Genomic DNA, 19,020 nt, shown 5'->3' with positions numbered 1-19,020 from the left:
TTTCATGAAATAATGCAGTTTATCCTATGTCTGTTGCCGAAATCCGCCAGATAAGGTAAGCTAAGAACAAAGGAAATTGAGAATAAAGATAACAGATCGAGCAGTAATGTAAAATGAAAGTATGAAAAAACCATGAGAAAACAGAAAATAACAGTTCTGATTTTAATGATAACTCTGTGCCTGGCTGGCATATGGGGAATGAAAAAAAATACCACAGTATGGGGCGGGGTGATCCAGGTAAATGATGTGATCGTACCCCATGATATTCCTGCAGTAGCTGTAGAAATAAATAAAAGTAGCGAACAGATCACTGAGAAGCTGTCCCAGGTTTTCTATACAGTTTATACAGAGGCAGATACACTGCATATTCCGGTGTCCTGGGGTGTTTCTTCTGTGAATATGAAATTGGCAGGCGTTTATACAGTGAAAGGTGTGCTGAAGCTTCCTCAGGAGTATGCTTTTGAGGGGAATGAAAATCTGCAGGTACAGACTACCGTTTCTGTGCAGTATCCGGACAAACCGGATATTAATACATATTACAGGCTGACTGCGGCAGGAATCTATATATTTCCCTGGTTGAAACAGGAAAATTCCGATTCCATGGAAGCTTATCTGAAGAAAGAAAGCGGACAGTGGATCAACCTTACTGAGGAGGGCTTTGCCCTCTGTGAAGAGGAGGGGCTGTATGTATCTAACCAGAGTATGGTTGTGGGTAATACCTATTCCCTGCTGGTAACCTATGATAATGGAAAGAAGCAGACCAATACTCTGCGGTTTCAATATCAAAGAGACGGCAGTCTTAAAATTTATGGTTATCAGTACAGTCAGCTTGGAAATACGGGAAGCCCTGCAAAACGTATTCGTTCTTATAATGCAAAAGATGAGAAATATCTGAGCAGATGTGCTGCTTATGCAGTAGAAATCGGAAGCAGTCTGAGAAAAATAGAAGAAGATCTGAAAGAAGGTGTCAGACTTCGTGTCAGCACTGCTGAGAAATTCGAGAATACAGCAGAAAACCCAGAGATTATTCTGGAGTCTTCCTGGGATATGAGTCAGGTAGATCTTACGAAACAGGGCGTCTATAAACTTACCGGTACATTTGTGGTGCCGGAAGGATATCAGTTATCTGAGGATCTGGCACTGCCAAAGGCATATGCCTATCTTTCCGTACAGAAAAAGGGGTATCCGCAGATCAATACTTACAGTATGCCTGTAGTGGATCTGGTAGAGTTTCCGATGCTTATGGCAGGTTTTTCAGCAGAAGAACTTCAGAATGTACAGGTTTATATACGTGAGAATAAAGGGAGTTATCAGAAGCTGGACAGAGAACTGGCGGAAGTAACATCCAAAGGGATACAGCTTTACTGCCGGGAAGTACTGAAAAAAGGAAATAATTACGATATCTGTGCAGTTTATGAAACAGGGAGTACAGGGATTTATTCTTTTTCATATAATGATGAATTTATTGTAAATGAGTACTGGCATGAGAGAAACTTTTCGGACAGGGATGAGAAAAATCTTCCGGCTATTGTGCAGAAAGCCCCGGGACAGACGGCTACGCCGGTGCCTTCCGTAGGAGGAATGGAATCTCCGGATACTAAAGAGAATTATTATGAAGAAAGTTCCGGCGAAACTTCGGATAATAGCAAAAACTCCGGGCAGAAAGCTTCAGCAGGAGAGACAAAAGCGACCGGTTCAGGAACAATATCGGATTTTGATGCTGCAGATAGTACAGTAACTGAGCTGAGTACGGATACTGTCACAGCAGTCAGCGGTCAGAGACTGCTTCTGATGTTACAGCAAAATGGCAGCGTCAGATTTGAAAAGCAGGGAATTTCTGTGACAATCCTGCCTGAGGCGATAAATACCTGGAAAGTGGCAGCAAATGATGAAATCCAGATGAAGATAGAGAAAACTGCAGAATCTGCTTTTTCCCTGAGGATTTTTGTAAGAGGAGAGGAAGTAACGGAGATTCCGGGAAGTACAGTGGAATTTCAGACTTCTGTATTTGGAGAAATTTTATCTCCGGAAACTGTGACAGTTGTGGATGCACAGGGAAATTTGTGTGCGGTAACCTGGCAGGACAAACAGAAGATTTTGCGGGTTGAGATAGAAAAGACAGGAGATTATTTTCTTTCAGATGATCCTGCCGGCGGACAGACAGATAAAACAGAGACAAATCTGACAGAATCTTCGGTATCAGATGCCGATGAAGACACAGAAGCGATTTTGGATGGCGTTATGACAGAAGAGGTGACTACAGAAGGACTGTCAGAAAAGCAGAAAAAGAAAGCTGTAAAATTAATAAAAAGAATTGATTTTACAGGTGAAATCTGTGGATTGTTAAGCATTGCGACAGTTGGACTGATCTTGTTCCTGATATTGAGAAGAAAGCGAAATAACAGAAGAAACAGATAGAATAAGGATACACCTGTGGACAAAAGGAGGTGGCAGCAATGAAGAAAAAACGGAAATATTCATTGATACTTGTAATAGTTGTGTTTGTCCTGTCCATGGGTGTGTTTTTTTTGCTTTATTACGTTGATAATAAGTATACGGCCAGGGGTGACCAGGCAATACAGGGTATTCTTTATGTACACGAGGATGATCCTCTGCATTATCTTACCGGAGAGTGGGAATATTATCCGGATCTGCTGCTGACCCCCGGGGAACTTGAAAAACATAAAGGAGAGTACTACAGCAGATATATTTCTATAGGTGAATACGGTGGTATGGATCTGGGCGATAAAGATAAATCTCCTTTTGGAAGCGGGACATATCGGATGACACTGGTGCTTCCTGAGAAGGAAAAGAGATATGCCATAGGTCTTGTGGAAGTATTTTCTTCCTATAATCTGTACGTAAATGGAAATCTGGTCGGACAGGTTGGAAATCCGGATCCGGAAAATTATAAAGAACAGATTCAGAACAGAGTCTTTACATTTGAAGGAAAAGGAAATACGGAGATTATGATTGCTGTGACAGACCGGCATTCAGTATCATCGGGTATTCAGTTTGTGCCGGTATTTGGCCTGCCTTTACAGGTGAATCTGATCAGAGGTCTGTCGATTGTCGGTGATGCAGTGTATCTGGCACTTACATTTTGTGTTTTTCTTTTTGCAGTTTATATGTTTGTGCGTACAAAAAAGGCGGAGCTCTGTCTTTTTGCCCTGCTTTGTATCTGCGTTATGGGGTGCAGTTCCTATCCTGTTCTCCATGCATTTGTCCCTGCAAAAGTACAGCCGGCTTATGGACTGGAAGCTTTATTTTATTATCTGATGTTTGCATGTGTTGTGGTTGTGCAGCAGAAAATCCTTTGTGATGAAGGAAATTTTTCGAAAATTCTGGCAATTGTCCTTGCTGTGGCAGGTGTTTTGATTTTTGTGACAGAATTGTTATGTTCCGGGATTCAGTCTGCAGGCGGACTCTATCTGGTTTCCGGGATTACGGAAGTTATGAAATGGTTTTCTGCGTTTTATCTGATGTTCAGGAGTGTGAAGGAAATACAGCAGAAATACAGCAGTGTTCTTCTGGTGGGAATTACTGCCTATGCTTCATCTCTGGCAGCAGACAGAATATGGAAAGCCTATGAGCCGATCATAGGAGGATGGTTTACGGAATTTGGAGCCGCAGTGCTTGTTTTCTGTGTGGGCCTGACTTTGTGGATAGAGCTTGCCAATGCCTACAGATTCCAGTTAACCTATGGGGAATACAGCCGTCAGATGGAACAGAAGCTTCTGATGCAGAAACAGCATTATGAAGAGCTTACACAGAAGATGGATGAAATCAGCAAAATGCGCCATGATATGCGTCATCATCTCCGCACGATCATGGCTTATGCACAGCAGGAAAAATATGAAGAACTGATGAAGTATCTGCAGGAGTATGCTTCTGTTATGACAAAAGAGGAAAAAACAGTCTGTTATTGCAGAAATATGGCAGTAGATGCGGTCATCCATTTCTATGCCGGGGAACTGAAGCAGAGAGGGATTTTGTTTGAACATGATATGATGCTTCCGGAGAATATCAGCATTTCAGATATTGATTTATGCAAGATTTACGGGAATCTTCTGGAGAATGCTGTGGATGCAGTGGCAGAACAGTCGCGGGAAAAGAATCCTTATGTAAAGATCCTTACAAAGATTAAGAATAAAAAACTGCTGATAGAAATTTCCAATACGTACACAAATGAAATCCAGAGAAAAGAAGACAGATTTTATTCGACAAAACATGGAGGTTTCGGGATAGGGACTGCATCTGTGACAGAGGTAGTACAGAAAGCCGGGGGGTATGTGACCTTCTGTACAGAAGATGGTGTATTTAAAGTTAATATTTTCCTGCCTGTAAAAATAGCGGCAGAAGCATAAGGGGTATATCAGGAATACTTATTGTAAGATGATTAGTTATCAGAGTCTGAGGAGAATAAGTATTCCAGATATGCTTTTTTTATTGCGTTGGAGCCGCGCTTGCGTACAGTGACAAGTTCCTGATTGTCCATAACAAAGCCTTCATCTGTGGATTCTTCGATATGATCCATATTTACGATACAGCCTCTGTAACAGGAGAGAAAACATTTCATTCCCTCCAGAAGCTCTTCAAATTTCTGGAAGGTTATGTAGGAGCGTATGATACCTGCATCTGTGGTATGTACCTGAACTGCATTGCGGTAGGTATCCACGTACAGGATGCTCCTGACTGGGATCTTTACAGGGGTGCGGTCAGAGATCAGCTCTATATATCTGGAATTCTGTGACTGTCTGAATTGGATTGTTGAGAGGATCCGGCAGAGCTTCTCCGGGTCAAAGGGCTTCAGCAGATAGTAGGATGCCTGTACATCATAGCTTTCCACAGCAAAGGAATCACTGCTTGAAATAAAGATCAGAGCAGCTGTATCCCTGGCTTCGCGGAGCTTTCTGGCTGCATCCATACCGGTCATACTGCCCATATAAATATCCATAATGATCAGGTCGTAAAATCCGGGTATGTATTTAGTAAAAAAAGCTTCTGCGCTGGAATATAAATGGATGTCTGCGGATGTATTCTGGGATTCATAATAAGAAGAAATGACAGACTTTACCTGACGCAGATCTTCCTTTGAATCGTCAAGGATTGCAATATTCAAAAGGAGTACCTCCTAAATTAACTTAAACATAATTTGTATTTTAGCGTATTTTCATGAGTTATTCAAGTACGGATTCCTTACTGAAAGCAAGTAATACCATAAGTATTTATTCATTTTTCCATATTTCATGAAAAATGTCATTTAATCCCATGTATCTTGAAAATAAGACTGAAATTTTTTATAGTAAGAACATAGAAATTCAGTTTAGAAATAGGTACACACATTTTAAGAAAGGATGGTAAAAAATATGAAAAACTGGAAAAAAATAATGGCAGGTCTTTGTGCTGCTGCAATGGTAAGCTCTATGGTTGTTCCGGTATGGGCAGCAGAGGAGACTACAGAAGAAGCAGCAGATGACGGAGATGTCGCGGATGTATCAGAGGCAATGTTAGGACTCTGGAAGGACAGCGCAGGAGATATCTACGGATTCTACAAAGATAATTCGTTTTTTGGTCAGTGGAAGGATGAAGAACAGGATATTTTAGGCGTATATGCGCTGAGCTCAGATGGAGAGTATACAGCGCTGGCAATGCAGTTTGCAAATGACGACGGCACGTATGATGATGAAAATATGGTAACTTATTTGGTACAGGCAAATGAAGAGGAAAATCTTCTGGAGCTTTATGATCCGGAAACTCAGGAGTTAACAGCAACTCTGGAACCTTACGAGGGAACCGGTGATGAGGCAGATTACAACAAGACCTATCAGGATATGGGTGATCTGCTTACAGAATGCTATTCCGGTGAGACAGAAGCAGGTGAAACCTTTATTTATGCAGCAAATGAAGATGGAACTTTCTGCTCAGTGCTTGTGATCGACCAGGATGATAATTATGTAAGCTTCATCGGCGAAGGTACTTTTGATGAGGAAAATGCAACAGTAACTATTGAGGATGAAGTATCTGAGATGTCACTTACTTTTGGTGTGACTGCAAATGATGATGATACTCTGACACTGGATATGGGTGATCTTGGAAGTGCTACTGTACAGGAAGCTACACTGGCAGTTGCAGTTCAGGGACTGAAATATGCAGTTGAGAACGGAACAGAGATGAACTAAGAAAATCCCTTCTTATGAGTGGGATAAATTGAATTGACTTTGAGAGTGCTCCTCTTCGGGTTTGCCTGGAGGGGAGCTTTTTGCGTATCTTTGAAAAGGGACGCGCAGAAAAATAGTTTGTTTTGGGTGCGGTTTCGGGCACTAAGATATTCTAAGCCGTCATAAATCTGCTAAAAGCATGAGCAATCAGAGCCAAACTCGCTGCGCTCAGACAGTGTCTCAGATTGCTCATAACGCAGATTTTTGACGGCTAAGAATATCTAAGAACCCTGCAAATGCACCCAAAACAAACTATTTTTCTGCGCTGGGTATTGAACGCGGAAAGGGGTTTGTTACTGTTCACACACCACTATTCCGCGAGGTGTTTTGGGAGGGAGATGTTCTGGATAACTGGGGGGTTTTAGAAAAGGGAGAAAAATGGTATAATGGTAGGCGAATTTGTTCCCAGGTCAGGGGGGACGAAAATTATCAGAGAGGTTTGGACTTATGAATATTTTGAATATAGAGCATGTTTCCAAGGTGTTTGGTGAGAAGGTGGTTCTGGATGATGTTTCCTATGGAGTGCATCAGGGGGATAAGATTGGGATTATCGGGATTAACGGAACCGGGAAATCTACGATCTTAAAGATTATCGGTGGTCTGGAGGAGCCGGATGAGGGACAGGTGATCACACAGAATGGTCTGCGGATTACCTATCTGCCGCAGATGCCGGAGTTTCCCCAGGGAGCTTCTATCCTGGATTATGTGGCTGAAGGAAAATGGCAGAAGGACTGGAGTACAGAAAGCGAAGCAAGAAATGTGCTGAATAAGCTTGGGATTACGGATCATGAGGAAAAGATTGATCATTTGTCCGGCGGGCAGAAGAAAAGGGTGGCGCTGGCCAGGACGCTGGTGAATCCCTGTGAGGTGCTGCTTCTGGATGAGCCCACCAACCATCTGGATAATGAGATGGTGACCTGGCTGGAGGATTTTCTGAGAAGCTTTAAGGGGGTTGTGATCATGGTTACCCATGACAGATATTTTCTTGACAGGGTTACCAATAAGATTCTGGAGATTTCCCATGGGAATCTGTATGCTTATGAGGCCAATTACTCGAAATTTCTGGAGCTGAAGGCAGAGCGTGAGGAGATGGAGCTTGCCAGTGAGAGGAAGAGGCAGAGTGTGCTCCGCATGGAACTGGAGTGGGCGAAACGTGGCTGCAGGGCCAGAAGTACCAAGCAGCGAGCCCGTCTGGAACGTCTGGAAGCTCTGAAGAATGGAAAGGCACCTGTGAGGGATGCCAGTGTGGAGCTGGATTCTGTGGAAACCCGTATGGGAAAGAAGACCATTGAGCTTCATCACATCAGTAAGAGTTTTGGCGAAAAGAAGATTCTGGATGATTTTAATTATATTGTGCTGCGTAATCAGCGTCTGGGAATTATCGGCCCCAATGGATGCGGAAAGTCAACTTTGATCAAGATTATTGATGGGATGGTACAGCCGGATGCAGGGGATGTGGAAATCGGGGAGACTATCCGCATTGGGTATTTTGCACAGGAGGTACCGGATATGGATACGGATCAGCGTGTGATCGATTATATCCGTGATGTAGCGGAATATATTCCTACCAGAGATGGGAAGATTTCTGCAACAATGATGCTGGAGAGATTCCTTTTTGATTCAGCCATGCAGTATGCGCCTATTGCCAAGCTGTCAGGGGGAGAGAAGAGAAGACTTTATCTGCTGAAGGTTCTGATGGAGGCGCCCAATGTGCTGCTTCTGGATGAGCCAAGCAATGACCTGGATATCCCCACATTGACAATCCTGGAAGACTATCTGGATTCTTTTGCAGGAATTGTGATCGCAGTCTCTCATGACAGATATTTTCTGGATAATATTGTGGACAGGATTTTTGCGTTTGAAGGGGAGGGACGCCTCGCTCAGTATGAGGGCGGATATACGGATTATGCCCAGGCAGTAAATAAAAAAGGCACTGTCTCTGATATGCAGGGAGGAAAGTCTACTGCTGACAGTGAAGAGGATAAAAACAGAAAGAAGGCTTCCCAGGCAGACTGGAAGCAGAACCGTCCCCAGAAGCTGAAATTCAGTTACAAGGAGCAGAGAGAATTTGAGACTATTGATGATGAGATCGCTGCTCTGGAAGAGAAACTGGAGAAGTTGGATAAGGACATGGAGGCAAATGCCACCAACTCCATGAAGCTTCGGGAGATTATGGAAGAGAAAGAAAACACCCAGCAGAAGCTAGATGAAAAAATGGACAGATGGGTTTATTTAAATGATCTGGCAGAGAGGATCCAAGCCCAGAAAGTGTAAATAAAATATAGCAGAAGTATTGACTTGCAGAGGTTTTCTTTAGTATGATACAGATTATGGATTATTGACAGATATGGAAGAAGAGTAATGATCTGACAGAAACGGAATCATTACAGTGAGAGAAACAGGAGGCAGAAAGCATGGCAGAACAGGTCAGGGTAGTGGTTGATGCAATGGGCGGGGATAATGCCCCCGCAGAACCTGTCAAGGCAGCAGTGGAAGCTGTAACTGAGAGACAGGATATAAAAGTAATACTTACAGGAAAACAGGATGTGATAGAGGGAGAACTGGCAAAATACTCCGGATATCCAACAGAACAAATCCAGATTGTTCCTGCCTCAGAGGTGATCGAGACAGCAGAACCGCCTGTATTTGCAATCCGTAAGAAAAAGGATTCCTCCATTGTAGTGGGTCTGAAGCTGGTTAAGACGCAGGAAGCAGATGCTTTTGTTTCCTCAGGAAGTACAGGAGCTGTGCTGGTAGGCGGACAGGTACTGGTAGGCAGAAGTAAGGGGGTGGAGAGACCTCCTCTTGCACCGCTGATCCCTACCACCAAGGGAGTGGCCCTGCTGATTGACTGTGGCGCAAATGTGGACGCACGTCCCTCTCATCTGGTACAGTTCGCAAAGATGGGATCCATCTATATGGAGAATGTAGTGGGAATCAAAAATCCAAAGGTGGCCATTGTTAATAATGGAGCTGAAGAAGAGAAGGGAAATGCACTGGTAAAAGAAACTTTCCCGCTGCTTAAGGAATGCAAGGGAATTAATTTTATCGGAAGCATTGAAGCCAGAGATATTCCCTATGGATATGCAGATGTGGTAGTATGTGAAGCCTTTGTGGGTAATGTTATCCTGAAATTATATGAAGGTGTAGGCGGCGCACTGATCCAGAAGGTGAAGGAAGGACTGATGACCAGTCTGAAGACAAAAATAGGAGCTCTTCTGATCAAGCCTGCACTGAAATCCACTTTGAAATCCTTTGATGCCAGTGAGCATGGAGGAGCACCGCTTCTGGGCCTGAAGGGTCTGGTGGTGAAAACCCATGGAAGTGCAAAGGCAATTGAGATCAAACATGCTATTTTCCAGTGTGTGCAGTTCAAACAGCAGAAGATTAACGAAAAAATCGCAGAACATATTCTGGAGGACCAGCCGGATAAGACTGCAGAGAAGCAGGAGCAGTAGTCCGGCAGAGAAACTATGTATAGGAAAAGGGAAGGAGGATAAAGGATGGAACTTGAAAAGCTCAGAGAGATTATTGGGGAGGTCCTGAATATTGACCCGGATACCATAACTGCAGATACTACCTTTGTGGATGATCTGGGAGCAGATTCTCTGGACATTTTTCAGATAATCATGGGAATGGAAGAGGAATATGATATTGAGTTGGAGAACGAAGTAGCAGAGCAGATCCGGACAGTAGGAGATGCTGTGGAAGCAATTCGTGCGATCCGATAACCGGGCTGGAATTCAGACCGGAGAGCAATACAAAAAGTAACAGGAAATAACAGACGAAGCGAAGAGGCAGGGGGCTGTGAGGACAGCGCCCTGTAATCACATTAAGGAGAATGATGTTATGAACAAAAAGACAGAAGAACTGGAAGAAATCATAGGATATCATTTTAAAAATAAACACTATCTTACCCAGGCCCTTACCCACAGCTCTTATGCCAATGAAAAGAAGCTTGGCAAGCTGGGCTGTAATGAGAGATTGGAGTTTCTGGGAGATGCTGTGCTGGAGCTGATCAGCAGTGATTTTTTGTATGCCAGTTTTTCCAAGGTTCCTGAGGGAGAACTGACAAAAAAGAGAGCCAGTCTGGTATGTGAGCCAAGCCTTGCTTATTGCGCCAGAGAGTTTGGCCTGCCCCAGTTTCTGCTCCTTGGAAAGGGTGAAGATATGACAGGTGGCAGAAACAGGGATTCTATTGTTTCAGATGCTACAGAAGCTCTGCTTGGAGCTATTTATCTGGATGGTGGTTTTGCTAGTGCAAAGGAGTTTGTACTGAAATTTATTCTGAATGATATTGAACACAAACAGCTCTTTTATGATAGCAAGACCATCTTACAGGAAATCGTCCAGGAAAAAGGCACCCAGCCGGTGGAATATGTGCTGATTGCTGAGGAAGGACCGGATCATAACAAAAGCTTTACAGTGGAAGCAAGAGTGAATGGCAGACTTATGGGAACAGGAACCGGCCACACCAAGAAGGCAGCAGAACAGGCTGCCGCATATCAGGCAATCCGTAAGATAAAAAAATAGACAGGTGAACTATGTATTTAAAAAATATTGAGGTACAGGGCTTTAAATCCTTTGCCCAGAAGATCAATTTTGAATTTCATAACGGGATTACCTGTATTGTAGGTCCTAACGGAAGTGGTAAGAGCAATGTTGGTGATGCAGTGCGCTGGGTACTGGGAGAACAAAGTGCAAAGTCTCTCCGAGGGGGGAATATGCAGGATGTTATATTCTCGGGAACAGAGACCAGAAAGCCCTTAAGCTATGCTTCTGTTGCCATTACGCTGGATAATTCAGATCATAAGCTTCCTGTAGAATTTAATGAGGTTACTGTTACCAGGCGGCTTTACCGTTCAGGGGAAAGTGAATATCTGATCAATGGCAGTAACTGCAGACTGAAGGATATTAATGAAATGTTCTATGACACAGGTATCGGTAAGGAAGGATATTCCATTATTGGCCAGGGTCAGATCGACCGTATTTTAAGTGGTAAGCCGGAGGAACGCAGGGAGCTTTTTGATGAGGCAGCAGGAATTGTCAAATTTAAGAGAAGAAAAAATACAACAGTAAAAAAGCTGGAAGAGGAACGTCAGAATCTGGTTCGTGTGACAGATATTCTGTCAGAGCTTACCAGACAGCTGGGACCTTTGGAGAAGCAGTCAGAGACAGCAAAGATTTATCTGGCAAAAAGAGAGGCTTTGAAGGAACTGGATGTAAATATGTTTCTTTTGGAATATTCCTCCACAGCAGAGAGCCTGAAAGAGCTGGGAGAGAAGCACAGACTTGCTCAGGAGAACCTGGAGGATACACAGAAGGAATATGAACAGACCAGAGTGGAATATGACAGGCTGGAACAGGAACTGGAGGAATTAAATACCAGAATGGATGCCCTGCGCATGGAAAACCAGGAGCAGGCTTTGCACAAGCAGCAGCTGGAAGGCCAGATCAATGTACTGAATGAGCAGATATTGGCAGGAGTTCAGAATGAGGACCATTACAGGGGCCGTCTGAAAACCATAGAGGAGGAGCTGGCTGCAAGAGAGACTTCCAGAAAAGAACTGGAAGAAGAAAAATCCGATCTTTATTCACAGTTAAAGGAAGTACGCAGCAGACTGAAGGATGAGGAAGAGAAGCTTAATACTGCCCAGGAAAATATCCGAACCTGTACCCAGGCTGTGGAGGACGGCAAGAATGAGATCATAGAAATTCTGAACAGCCGTGCCAATACCAAGGGAAAAGCCCAGAGATTTGATGCAATGATGGAGCAGGCAGATATCAGAAAAGCTGAGATCAGCCAGAGGATCCTTCGCTTAAAGAGTGAAGAGGAGGAGCAGCAGACCATCCTCAGAAAAGCCCAGGAGCAGTATGATTCCATTACAGAATCCATCCGTTCTGCAAACGAAGAATGTGACAGACTGAATCAGGAAGTGGGAAATATCCAGGAGAAATTAAAGGAGCAGAAGATCCAGCTGGAAAAGCAGCAGACCTCTTATCACAGAGAAGCCTCCAGACTGGAATCCTTACGCAATCTTACAGAGCGTTATGATGGTTACGGCAACAGTATCCGCCGAGTAATGGAACAGAAGGAACGGGTTCCCGGTATCCAGGGCGTTGTGGCGGATCTGATCCAGGTAAATAAGGATTATGAGGTAGCCATTGAGACTGCTCTGGGAGGCAGCATCCAGAATATTGTCACAGACAATGAGCAGACAGCCAAAACCCTGATCGAGTTTTTGAAAAAGAACCGATATGGAAGGGCAACCTTCCTGCCTATGAGCAGCATCAATCCCAGAGGGGAGTTTTCACCCAGGGAAGCACTGAAGGAACCGGGAGTGATCGGTGTGGCCAGTGAACTGGTGACTACAGCACCTCAGTATCAGCAGATTGCCAGATTTTTACTGGGAAGGGTACTGGTGGTGGATCATATTGACCATGCCATTGCTATCGGCAAAAAATACAGACATAGCCTGCGAATGGTTACCATAGAGGGTGAGTCCTTAAGCCCGGGTGGTTCCATGACAGGTGGTGCTTTTAAGAATAACAGTAATCTCCTTGGACGAAGGAGAGAAATCGAGGAACTGGAAAAAGGGGTTGCAAAGCTGAAGTCAGAGGTTGCCATGATCCAGATGGCAATGGAAGACAACAGAAACAGAAGAAATGTACTTCGGGATGCCATTGCAGATTTTCAGGACAAGCTCCGCCAGCAGTATATAGAACAGAATACTGCAAAGATGAATATTGCCCAGCAGGAAGAGAAAGCAGAGGAGATCCGCGGAGGCTATGAGCAGATCAACAGAGACAAGGAACAGATCAGACGCCAGATGCTGGAAATCCGTCAGGATCATGAGCAGATTGCCAGGGAGCTGGAAAGCTCCCGCCAGGATGAACAGGAGCTGGAGAGCTTCATAGAGGAGAAACAGGCAGAGCTGGATCAGTGGAAGGAAGAAGAGACAACGCTTACCAGAGAGCTGGAGGAAATCCGTCTTCAGGCTTCTTCCCTGGATCAGAAGAACCAGTTTGACCAGGAAAACCTGAACCGTCTGAATTCGGAGACCCAGACTCTGGAGAATGAGCAGAAAAGTATTTATGAATCTCTTGCCCGCAGCAGTGAGGAGATGGAGCAGAAGAAACTGACGATCCAGGAGCTGAAAACAGAAGCTGCCAATTCCGGTATCCAGGCGCAGGAGGCAAAGCTGCAGCTGGAGAAATGGCAGAAGGAGAAAGAGGAGAGAAACGGAAAGCATAAAGAATTTTTTGAAAAAAGAGATCAGCTTTCCGGTCAGATCGGCCTTCTGGACAAAGAGTGCTTCCGCCTGAAAAGCCAGATGGATAAGCTGGAGGAGAGCAGGGAAGAACGTATTTCCTATATGTGGGAGGAGTATGAGATCACTCCCAATAATGCCCTTTCCTACAGAAAGGAGGAGCTGACTGATCTGCCTGAAATGAAAAAGCAGGTAGCTCAGATCAAGGAGGAGATCCGCAGACTGGGTTCTGTTAATGTCAATGCTATTGAGGATTATAAGGATCTTCTGGAACGGCACACTTTCCTTTCCGGACAGTATAATGATTTGATCACAGCAGAGAAAACTCTGGAGCAGATCATACAGGAGCTGGATGAAGGAATGCGTAAGCAGTTTACAGAGAAATTTGCAGAAATCCAGAGAGAGTTTGACAAAGCCTTCAAAGAGCTTTTCGGAGGAGGAAAAGGAACTCTGGAGCTGGACGAGGAGGCAGATATCCTGGAAGCAGGAATCCGGATCACCTCTCAGCCGCCGGGGAAAAAGCTTCAGAATATGATGCAGCTTTCCGGTGGAGAGAAGGCACTGACAGCCATTGCCCTGCTTTTTGCAATTCAGAACCTGAAGCCATCCCCTTTCTGTCTTTTGGATGAGATCGAGGCAGCACTGGATGACTCCAATGTAGGAAGGTTTGCAGGATATTTACAGAAGTTGACGAAAAACACACAATTTATTATAATAACCCATAGGCGTGGAACCATGAATGCAGCTGACAGGCTTTATGGTATCACCATGCAGGAAAAAGGGGTATCTACGCTGGTTTCCGTAGATCTTGTAGAGAACCAGCTTACCCAGTAACAGGAGGAGTATTATGGCAGAAGAGAAGAAAGGTTTTTTCAAACGACTGGTCAGCGGACTGACCAAGACCAGAGATAATATCGTTGCCGGCTTTGACAGTATTTTCAGTGGCTTTTCCAGTATTGACGAGGATTTCTATGAGGAACTGGAGGAAATCCTGATCATGGGAGATATTGGTATCAATGCCACTACTTCTATTATAGAAAATCTGAAAAAAGAAGTTGCAGAACAGCACATTAAGGAGCCAATGGAATGCAAACAGCTTCTGATCAATGAGATTAAGGAGCAGATGCGTGTGGACAGCACAGAATATGAGTTTGAGAACCGTAAGTCCGTGATCCTTGTGATCGGTGTCAACGGTGTGGGAAAGACTACTTCTGTAGGCAAGCTTGCGGGCAAGCTGAAGGATCAGGGCAAGAAGGTGATCCTGGCAGCTGCGGATACTTTCCGTGCAGCAGCAGGTGAGCAGCTGACACAGTGGGCAAACCGCGCAGGAGTGGAGATTATTGGTGGACAGTCCGGTGCAGATCCGGCGTCTGTAGTTTATGATGCAGTTGCAGCAGCAAAGGCGAGAAATGCAGATGTTCTTCTGTGTGACACAGCTGGACGTCTTCATAATAAGAAGAATCTTATGGAGGAGCTGCGTAAGATTTATAAAATTCTGGAGAGAGAGTATCCGGAAGCTTATCTGGAAACTTTGGTGGTACTGGATGGTACCACAGGACAGAATGCCCTTTCCCAGGCAAGACAGTTTGCAGAGGTGGCAAATGTAAATGGTATCATACTCACCAAGCTGGATGGAACAGCCAAGGGTGGTATTGCAGTGGCAATTCAGTCTGAGCTGGATATACCGGTAAAATACATTGGTGTAGGCGAAAGTATTGACGATCTTCAGAAATTCGATGCAGATGCATTTGTAAATGCATTGTTTGATGTAGACCACAAGGATGAGCAGGACGACTAAAGGAGGAAAAACAATGCTTACATTAGAAAGCTTTGAACAGGCAGCAGAGATTGTAAAACAGGTAACACAGGAGACAAAACTGATCAAAAGCAGTTATTTCAGCGATTTGACCGGCAATAAGGTTTACCTCAAACCGGAGAATATGCAGCGCACAGGCGCATACAAGGTTCGCGGCGCTTATTATAAGATCAGTACTCTTTCAGAGGAAGAGAGAAATAAGGGACTGATCACAGCATCCGCAGGAAACCATGCTCAGGGTGTGGCTTATGCGGCACATAAATACGGAGCGAAGGCAGTGATCGTCATGCCTACCACTACTCCGCTGATCAAGGTTGAGAGAACCAAAAGCTATGGTGCACAGGTAATCCTTCACGGTGATGTATATGATGAGGCCTGTGCCCATGCCCTGGAACTGGCTGAGAAAGAGGGTTATACCTTTATCCATCCTTTTGATGATCCGGCAGTTGCCACAGGTCAGGGTACCATTGCCATGGAAATTGTCCAGGAGCTTCCGCTTGTGGACTATATCCTGGTTCCTATCGGAGGCGGTGGTCTGGCAACAGGAGTCTCCACTCTGGCGAAGCTTCTCAATCCACACATTAAGGTGATCGGTGTGGAACCGGCAGGAGCAGCCTGCATGAAGGCTTCCCTGGCTAAGGGAGAAGTGGTGACACTTCCACATGTAAATACCATTGCAGACGGTACTGCAGTACAGACACCGGGCAAGAAAATCTTCCCATATATCCAGCAGAACCTGGATGACATCATTACCATTGAAGATGATGAGCTGATTGTAGCTTTCCTGGATATGGTGGAAAACCATAAGATGATCGTTGAGAATTCCGGCCTCCTTACAGTGGCTGCCCTCCGTCATCTGGATGTAAAGAATAAAAAGATCGTTTCTATCTTAAGCGGAGGAAATATGGATGTGATCACCATGTCTTCCGTTGTCCAGCACGGACTGATCCAGAGAGACAGGATCTTTACAGTTTCAGTGCTGATCCCGGATAAGCCGGGTGAACTGGTGAGAGTTGCCAGTGTGATCGCCGGACAGCAGGGTAATGTGATCAAGCTGGATCACAACCAGTTTGTAAGCACCAACAGAAATGCAGCTGTGGAACTGAAGATCACTCTGGAGGCCTTTGGCACAGAACACAAGAATCAGATCGTGAAGGCACTGGAGGATGCAGGCTGCAGACCCCGCCTGATCAGACCAAGTTTATAAATATTTTTTCTGTCAAGAAAAAATACTTGACACAGGTAAAATTATAAGGTATGATAGCCAAGGTGATTACAGATGGAGAAGTTTGTAGAGCAGGGTTATTTGTATGATTTTTATGGAGAGCTTCTGACAGAGAGACAGCAGCAGGTTTATGAGAGCGTGGTGCTGGAGGATTATTCTCTCAGTGAAGTGGCAGAGGATCTGGGAATCAGCCGCCAGGGTGTGCATGATATGGTAAAGAGATGCAACAAGACTCTGGAGGAATATGAACAGAAGCTCCATCTGGTTGAGAAATTCCTGAATATCAGAGCCCAGGTGAAAAGAATACGGGTTCTGGCACAGGAGTATCATTCCGAGGAAATTGCAAATATATCCAGCGAGATTTTAGAGGAGTTATAATATATGGCATTTGAGAGCTTGACAGATAAACTGCAGAATGTGTTTAAGAAGCTTCGAAGCAAAGGCCGCCTTACAGAGGAGGATGTGAAGCTTGCCCTTAAGGAAGTTAAGATGGCTCTTCTGGAAGCAGATGTTAACTTCAGGGTTGTAAAGCAGTTTACCAAGTCCGTACAGGAGCAGGCAATCGGACAGGATGTTATGAATGGTCTGAATCCCGGCCAGATGGTGATCAAGATCGTAAATGACGAGCTGGTAAAACTGATGGGAAGTGAGACTACAGAGCTGCCCATGCATCCGGGAAATGAGATCACTGTATATATGATGGCAGGTCTTCAGGGTGCAGGTAAGACAACTACGGTTGCCAAGCTTGCAGGAAAGCTGAAATCCAAAGGTAAGAAGCCTCTTTTGGTAGCCTGTGACGTTTACCGTCCCGCAGCGATCACACAGCTGCAGGTGAATGGTGAGAAACAGGGTGTGGAAGTTTTTTCCATGGGAGATAAGCAGAAGCCTGTAGACATTGCAAAGGCCGCAATTGAGCATGCAAAATCCCATCAGCAGAATGTAGTCCTGATCGATACAGCAGGACGGCTTCATATAGATGAAGACATGATGCAGGAGCTTGCAGATATAAAAGAAAATATTCATGTGGATGCCACTGTTCTGGTGGTAGATGCCATGACAGGACAGGATGCGGTAAATGTTGCCAAAACATTTGCAGACAAGGTTGGAATCGACGGTGTGATCCTGACCAAGATGGACGGCGATACCCGAGGTGGTGCTGCCCTTTCCATTAAGGCGGTAACCGGTAAACCTATCCTCTATGTAGGTATGGGTGAGAAGCTTTCTGACTTAGAGCAGTTCTATCCGGAGCGTATGGCTTCCAGGATCCTGGGTATGGGAGATGTAATGAGCCTCATTGAGAAGGCAGAAGCCGCTATTGATAAGGAACAGGCTCAGGACATGCAGAAGAAGCTGAAGAAGATGGATTTCGACTTCAACGACTACCTTACCAGTATGGAACAGATGAATAAGATGGGCGGCATCGGCAGTATTCTGAATATGCTTCCGGGAATGGGAAGCAAGATGAAGGATATTGAGGGAATGATCGATGAGAAGGCTCTGGACCGTACCAAGTCCATTATCCTTTCCATGACACCACAGGAGAGAACCAATCCGTCAATCCTGAATATTTCCCGTAAGAACCGTATTGCCAGAGGTGCAGGTGTGGATATCGCAGAAGTGAACCGTCTGGTCAAACAGTTTGAGCAAAGTAAAAAAATGATGAAGCAGATGCCTGGACTTATGGGCGGCAAAGCCGGCAAGCGAGGCGGTGGATTCAAGCTTCCTTTTGGACTGTGAGCAGGACAGCTACCACAGGAGCCGGGGAATGAGCAGTTAGCGAAGCGAATCACGCTTTGACATAAAACCTAAGAGATAAATATATTTAATTTAATGGAGGAAAAGAAACAATGGCAGTTAAAATCAGATTAAGAAGAATGGGACAGAAGAAAGCACCTTTTTATAGAATCGTAGTTGCAGATTCCCGCTGCAAACGTGACGGAAGATGCATCGAAGAGATCGGAACATACGATCCAAATCTTGAGCCAAGCGCAGTTAAGGTTGACGAAGAAGCAGCTAAAAAATGGCTTGCAGCAGGAGCTCAGCCTACAGACGTTGTAGCTAAACTTCTTAAAGATGCCGGAATTGAAAAATAATCAGATCTACCAGTAGGTATTTCTGCAGCGTCCAGCCAGGACGGGTCAGGGAGGTATGTAATGAAAGAATTAGTGGAAGTAATTGCAAAATCTCTTGTTGAAAATCCGGATGAAGTAGTCGTTACTGAGACTGAAAAAGAAGACGCAGTTATTGTAGAACTGAAAGTTGGACCTGCCGATATGGGCAAGGTGATCGGACGCCAGGGAAGAATTGCCAAGGCAATCCGTACTGTAGTCAAAGCGGCCTCTTCAAAAAGCAGCAAAAAAGTGATTGTGGATATTCTGCAATGAAAATAAAAGGGAAAGGAGCTGTGGTTGCCATAGCTCCTTGTTTTTACCATAAATGTCAGGACAGATAGCTTTGTAGCCTGACAGCATTATATATAAAAGAGGA

15 protein-coding genes are annotated in these 19,020 nt (G+C 44.7%); 14 read left to right on the top strand and 1 reads right to left on the bottom strand.

Annotation, left to right across the window (positions count from 1 at the left end; translation table 11 throughout):
* The first annotated feature begins 132 nt into the window (after window positions 1-132).
* The gene (locus tag H8Z82_RS08550) at window positions 133-2,418 is read left to right on the top strand and encodes a hypothetical protein (protein ID WP_186994890.1); all 2,286 of its coding nucleotides are present in this window, start codon (window positions 133-135) and stop codon (window positions 2,416-2,418) included.
* Window positions 2,419-2,456: 38 nt separating this feature from the next.
* Window positions 2,457-4,367 carry a sensor histidine kinase gene (locus H8Z82_RS08545; protein ID WP_186994889.1) on the top strand — a complete coding sequence of 637 codons (1,911 nt, stop codon included), beginning with the start codon at window positions 2,457-2,459 and terminating at the stop codon, window positions 4,365-4,367.
* Between the two features lie 32 nt (window positions 4,368-4,399).
* Here H8Z82_RS08545 and H8Z82_RS08540 read toward each other — a convergent pair whose 3' ends face one another.
* Window positions 4,400-5,122: a LytR/AlgR family response regulator transcription factor gene (locus H8Z82_RS08540; RefSeq protein WP_019161343.1), complete on the bottom strand. Its 723-nt coding sequence runs from the start codon at window positions 5,120-5,122 to the stop codon at window positions 4,400-4,402.
* 247 nt (window positions 5,123-5,369) lie between these two features.
* On the opposite strand from H8Z82_RS08540, the gene H8Z82_RS08535 reads away from it, so the two are divergent.
* The 12 genes from H8Z82_RS08535 (at window position 5,370) to H8Z82_RS08480 (ending at window position 18,917) form a co-directional block, all read left to right on the top strand.
* Complete coding sequence (locus H8Z82_RS08535) at window positions 5,370-6,182, top strand: hypothetical protein (RefSeq protein WP_019161344.1); 813 nt, start codon at window positions 5,370-5,372, stop codon at window positions 6,180-6,182.
* Window positions 6,183-6,668: 486 nt separating this feature from the next.
* Window positions 6,669-8,495 carry an ABC-F family ATP-binding cassette domain-containing protein gene (locus H8Z82_RS08530; RefSeq protein ID WP_186994888.1) on the top strand — a complete coding sequence of 609 codons (1,827 nt, stop codon included), beginning with the start codon at window positions 6,669-6,671 and terminating at the stop codon, window positions 8,493-8,495.
* Between the two features lie 140 nt (window positions 8,496-8,635).
* Window positions 8,636-9,679: a phosphate acyltransferase PlsX gene (plsX, locus tag H8Z82_RS08525; RefSeq protein WP_186994887.1), complete on the top strand. Its 1,044-nt coding sequence runs from the start codon at window positions 8,636-8,638 to the stop codon at window positions 9,677-9,679.
* 45 nt (window positions 9,680-9,724) lie between these two features.
* Complete coding sequence (acpP, locus tag H8Z82_RS08520) at window positions 9,725-9,952, top strand: acyl carrier protein (RefSeq protein WP_019161347.1); 228 nt, start codon at window positions 9,725-9,727, stop codon at window positions 9,950-9,952.
* 118 nt (window positions 9,953-10,070) lie between these two features.
* Window positions 10,071-10,754, top strand: coding sequence for a ribonuclease III (gene rnc / locus H8Z82_RS08515; RefSeq protein WP_186994886.1), 684 nt, complete (start codon window positions 10,071-10,073; stop codon window positions 10,752-10,754).
* Between the two features lie 11 nt (window positions 10,755-10,765).
* Window positions 10,766-14,326: a chromosome segregation protein SMC gene (smc, locus tag H8Z82_RS08510; protein WP_186994885.1), complete on the top strand. Its 3,561-nt coding sequence runs from the start codon at window positions 10,766-10,768 to the stop codon at window positions 14,324-14,326.
* Window positions 14,327-14,339: 13 nt separating this feature from the next.
* Window positions 14,340-15,290, top strand: coding sequence for a signal recognition particle-docking protein FtsY (ftsY, locus tag H8Z82_RS08505; protein ID WP_019161350.1), 951 nt, complete (start codon window positions 14,340-14,342; stop codon window positions 15,288-15,290).
* A gap of 13 nt (window positions 15,291-15,303) precedes the next feature.
* Window positions 15,304-16,515: a threonine ammonia-lyase gene (gene ilvA, locus H8Z82_RS08500; protein WP_019161351.1), complete on the top strand. Its 1,212-nt coding sequence runs from the start codon at window positions 15,304-15,306 to the stop codon at window positions 16,513-16,515.
* A gap of 72 nt (window positions 16,516-16,587) precedes the next feature.
* On the top strand, window positions 16,588-16,911 hold the full coding sequence (gene ylxM / locus H8Z82_RS08495; protein WP_019161352.1) for a YlxM family DNA-binding protein: 324 nt from the start codon (window positions 16,588-16,590) through the stop codon (window positions 16,909-16,911).
* Window positions 16,912-16,914: 3 nt separating this feature from the next.
* On the top strand, window positions 16,915-18,270 hold the full coding sequence (gene ffh / locus H8Z82_RS08490; RefSeq protein ID WP_186994884.1) for a signal recognition particle protein: 1,356 nt from the start codon (window positions 16,915-16,917) through the stop codon (window positions 18,268-18,270).
* A gap of 110 nt (window positions 18,271-18,380) precedes the next feature.
* Window positions 18,381-18,626, top strand: a complete 246-nt coding sequence (gene rpsP / locus H8Z82_RS08485; RefSeq protein ID WP_019161354.1) for a 30S ribosomal protein S16 — start codon at window positions 18,381-18,383, stop codon at window positions 18,624-18,626.
* 60 nt (window positions 18,627-18,686) lie between these two features.
* Complete coding sequence (locus H8Z82_RS08480) at window positions 18,687-18,917, top strand: KH domain-containing protein (protein WP_019161355.1); 231 nt, start codon at window positions 18,687-18,689, stop codon at window positions 18,915-18,917.
* The last annotated feature ends 103 nt before the right edge of the window (window positions 18,918-19,020 follow it).

This window comes from Blautia difficilis (assembly GCF_014297245.1).
GTDB lineage: Bacteria > Bacillota > Clostridia > Lachnospirales > Lachnospiraceae > Blautia_A > Blautia_A difficilis.
Note: the sequence above shows the minus strand (reverse complement) of the source record. Positions and strands in the feature narration are given on the sequence as shown.

What these genes read in the sequence shown, in the direction of transcription:
- ilvA (WP_019161351.1), top strand. Translation starts at nt 15,304, where the DNA reads ATGCTTACATTAGAAAGCTTTGAACAGGCAGCAGAGATTGTAAAACAG.
- ylxM (WP_019161352.1), top strand. Translation starts at nt 16,588, where the DNA reads ATGGAGAAGTTTGTAGAGCAGGGTTATTTGTATGATTTTTATGGAGAG.
- H8Z82_RS08550 (WP_186994890.1), top strand. Translation starts at nt 133, where the DNA reads ATGAGAAAACAGAAAATAACAGTTCTGATTTTAATGATAACTCTGTGC.
- plsX (WP_186994887.1), top strand. Translation starts at nt 8,636, where the DNA reads ATGGCAGAACAGGTCAGGGTAGTGGTTGATGCAATGGGCGGGGATAAT.
- rnc (WP_186994886.1), top strand. Translation starts at nt 10,071, where the DNA reads ATGAACAAAAAGACAGAAGAACTGGAAGAAATCATAGGATATCATTTT.
- rpsP (WP_019161354.1), top strand. Translation starts at nt 18,381, where the DNA reads ATGGCAGTTAAAATCAGATTAAGAAGAATGGGACAGAAGAAAGCACCT.
- ftsY (WP_019161350.1), top strand. Translation starts at nt 14,340, where the DNA reads ATGGCAGAAGAGAAGAAAGGTTTTTTCAAACGACTGGTCAGCGGACTG.
- H8Z82_RS08530 (WP_186994888.1), top strand. Translation starts at nt 6,669, where the DNA reads ATGAATATTTTGAATATAGAGCATGTTTCCAAGGTGTTTGGTGAGAAG.
- H8Z82_RS08545 (WP_186994889.1), top strand. Translation starts at nt 2,457, where the DNA reads ATGAAGAAAAAACGGAAATATTCATTGATACTTGTAATAGTTGTGTTT.
- smc (WP_186994885.1), top strand. Translation starts at nt 10,766, where the DNA reads ATGTATTTAAAAAATATTGAGGTACAGGGCTTTAAATCCTTTGCCCAG.
- H8Z82_RS08480 (WP_019161355.1), top strand. Translation starts at nt 18,687, where the DNA reads ATGAAAGAATTAGTGGAAGTAATTGCAAAATCTCTTGTTGAAAATCCG.
- acpP (WP_019161347.1), top strand. Translation starts at nt 9,725, where the DNA reads ATGGAACTTGAAAAGCTCAGAGAGATTATTGGGGAGGTCCTGAATATT.
- H8Z82_RS08535 (WP_019161344.1), top strand. Translation starts at nt 5,370, where the DNA reads ATGAAAAACTGGAAAAAAATAATGGCAGGTCTTTGTGCTGCTGCAATG.
- ffh (WP_186994884.1), top strand. Translation starts at nt 16,915, where the DNA reads ATGGCATTTGAGAGCTTGACAGATAAACTGCAGAATGTGTTTAAGAAG.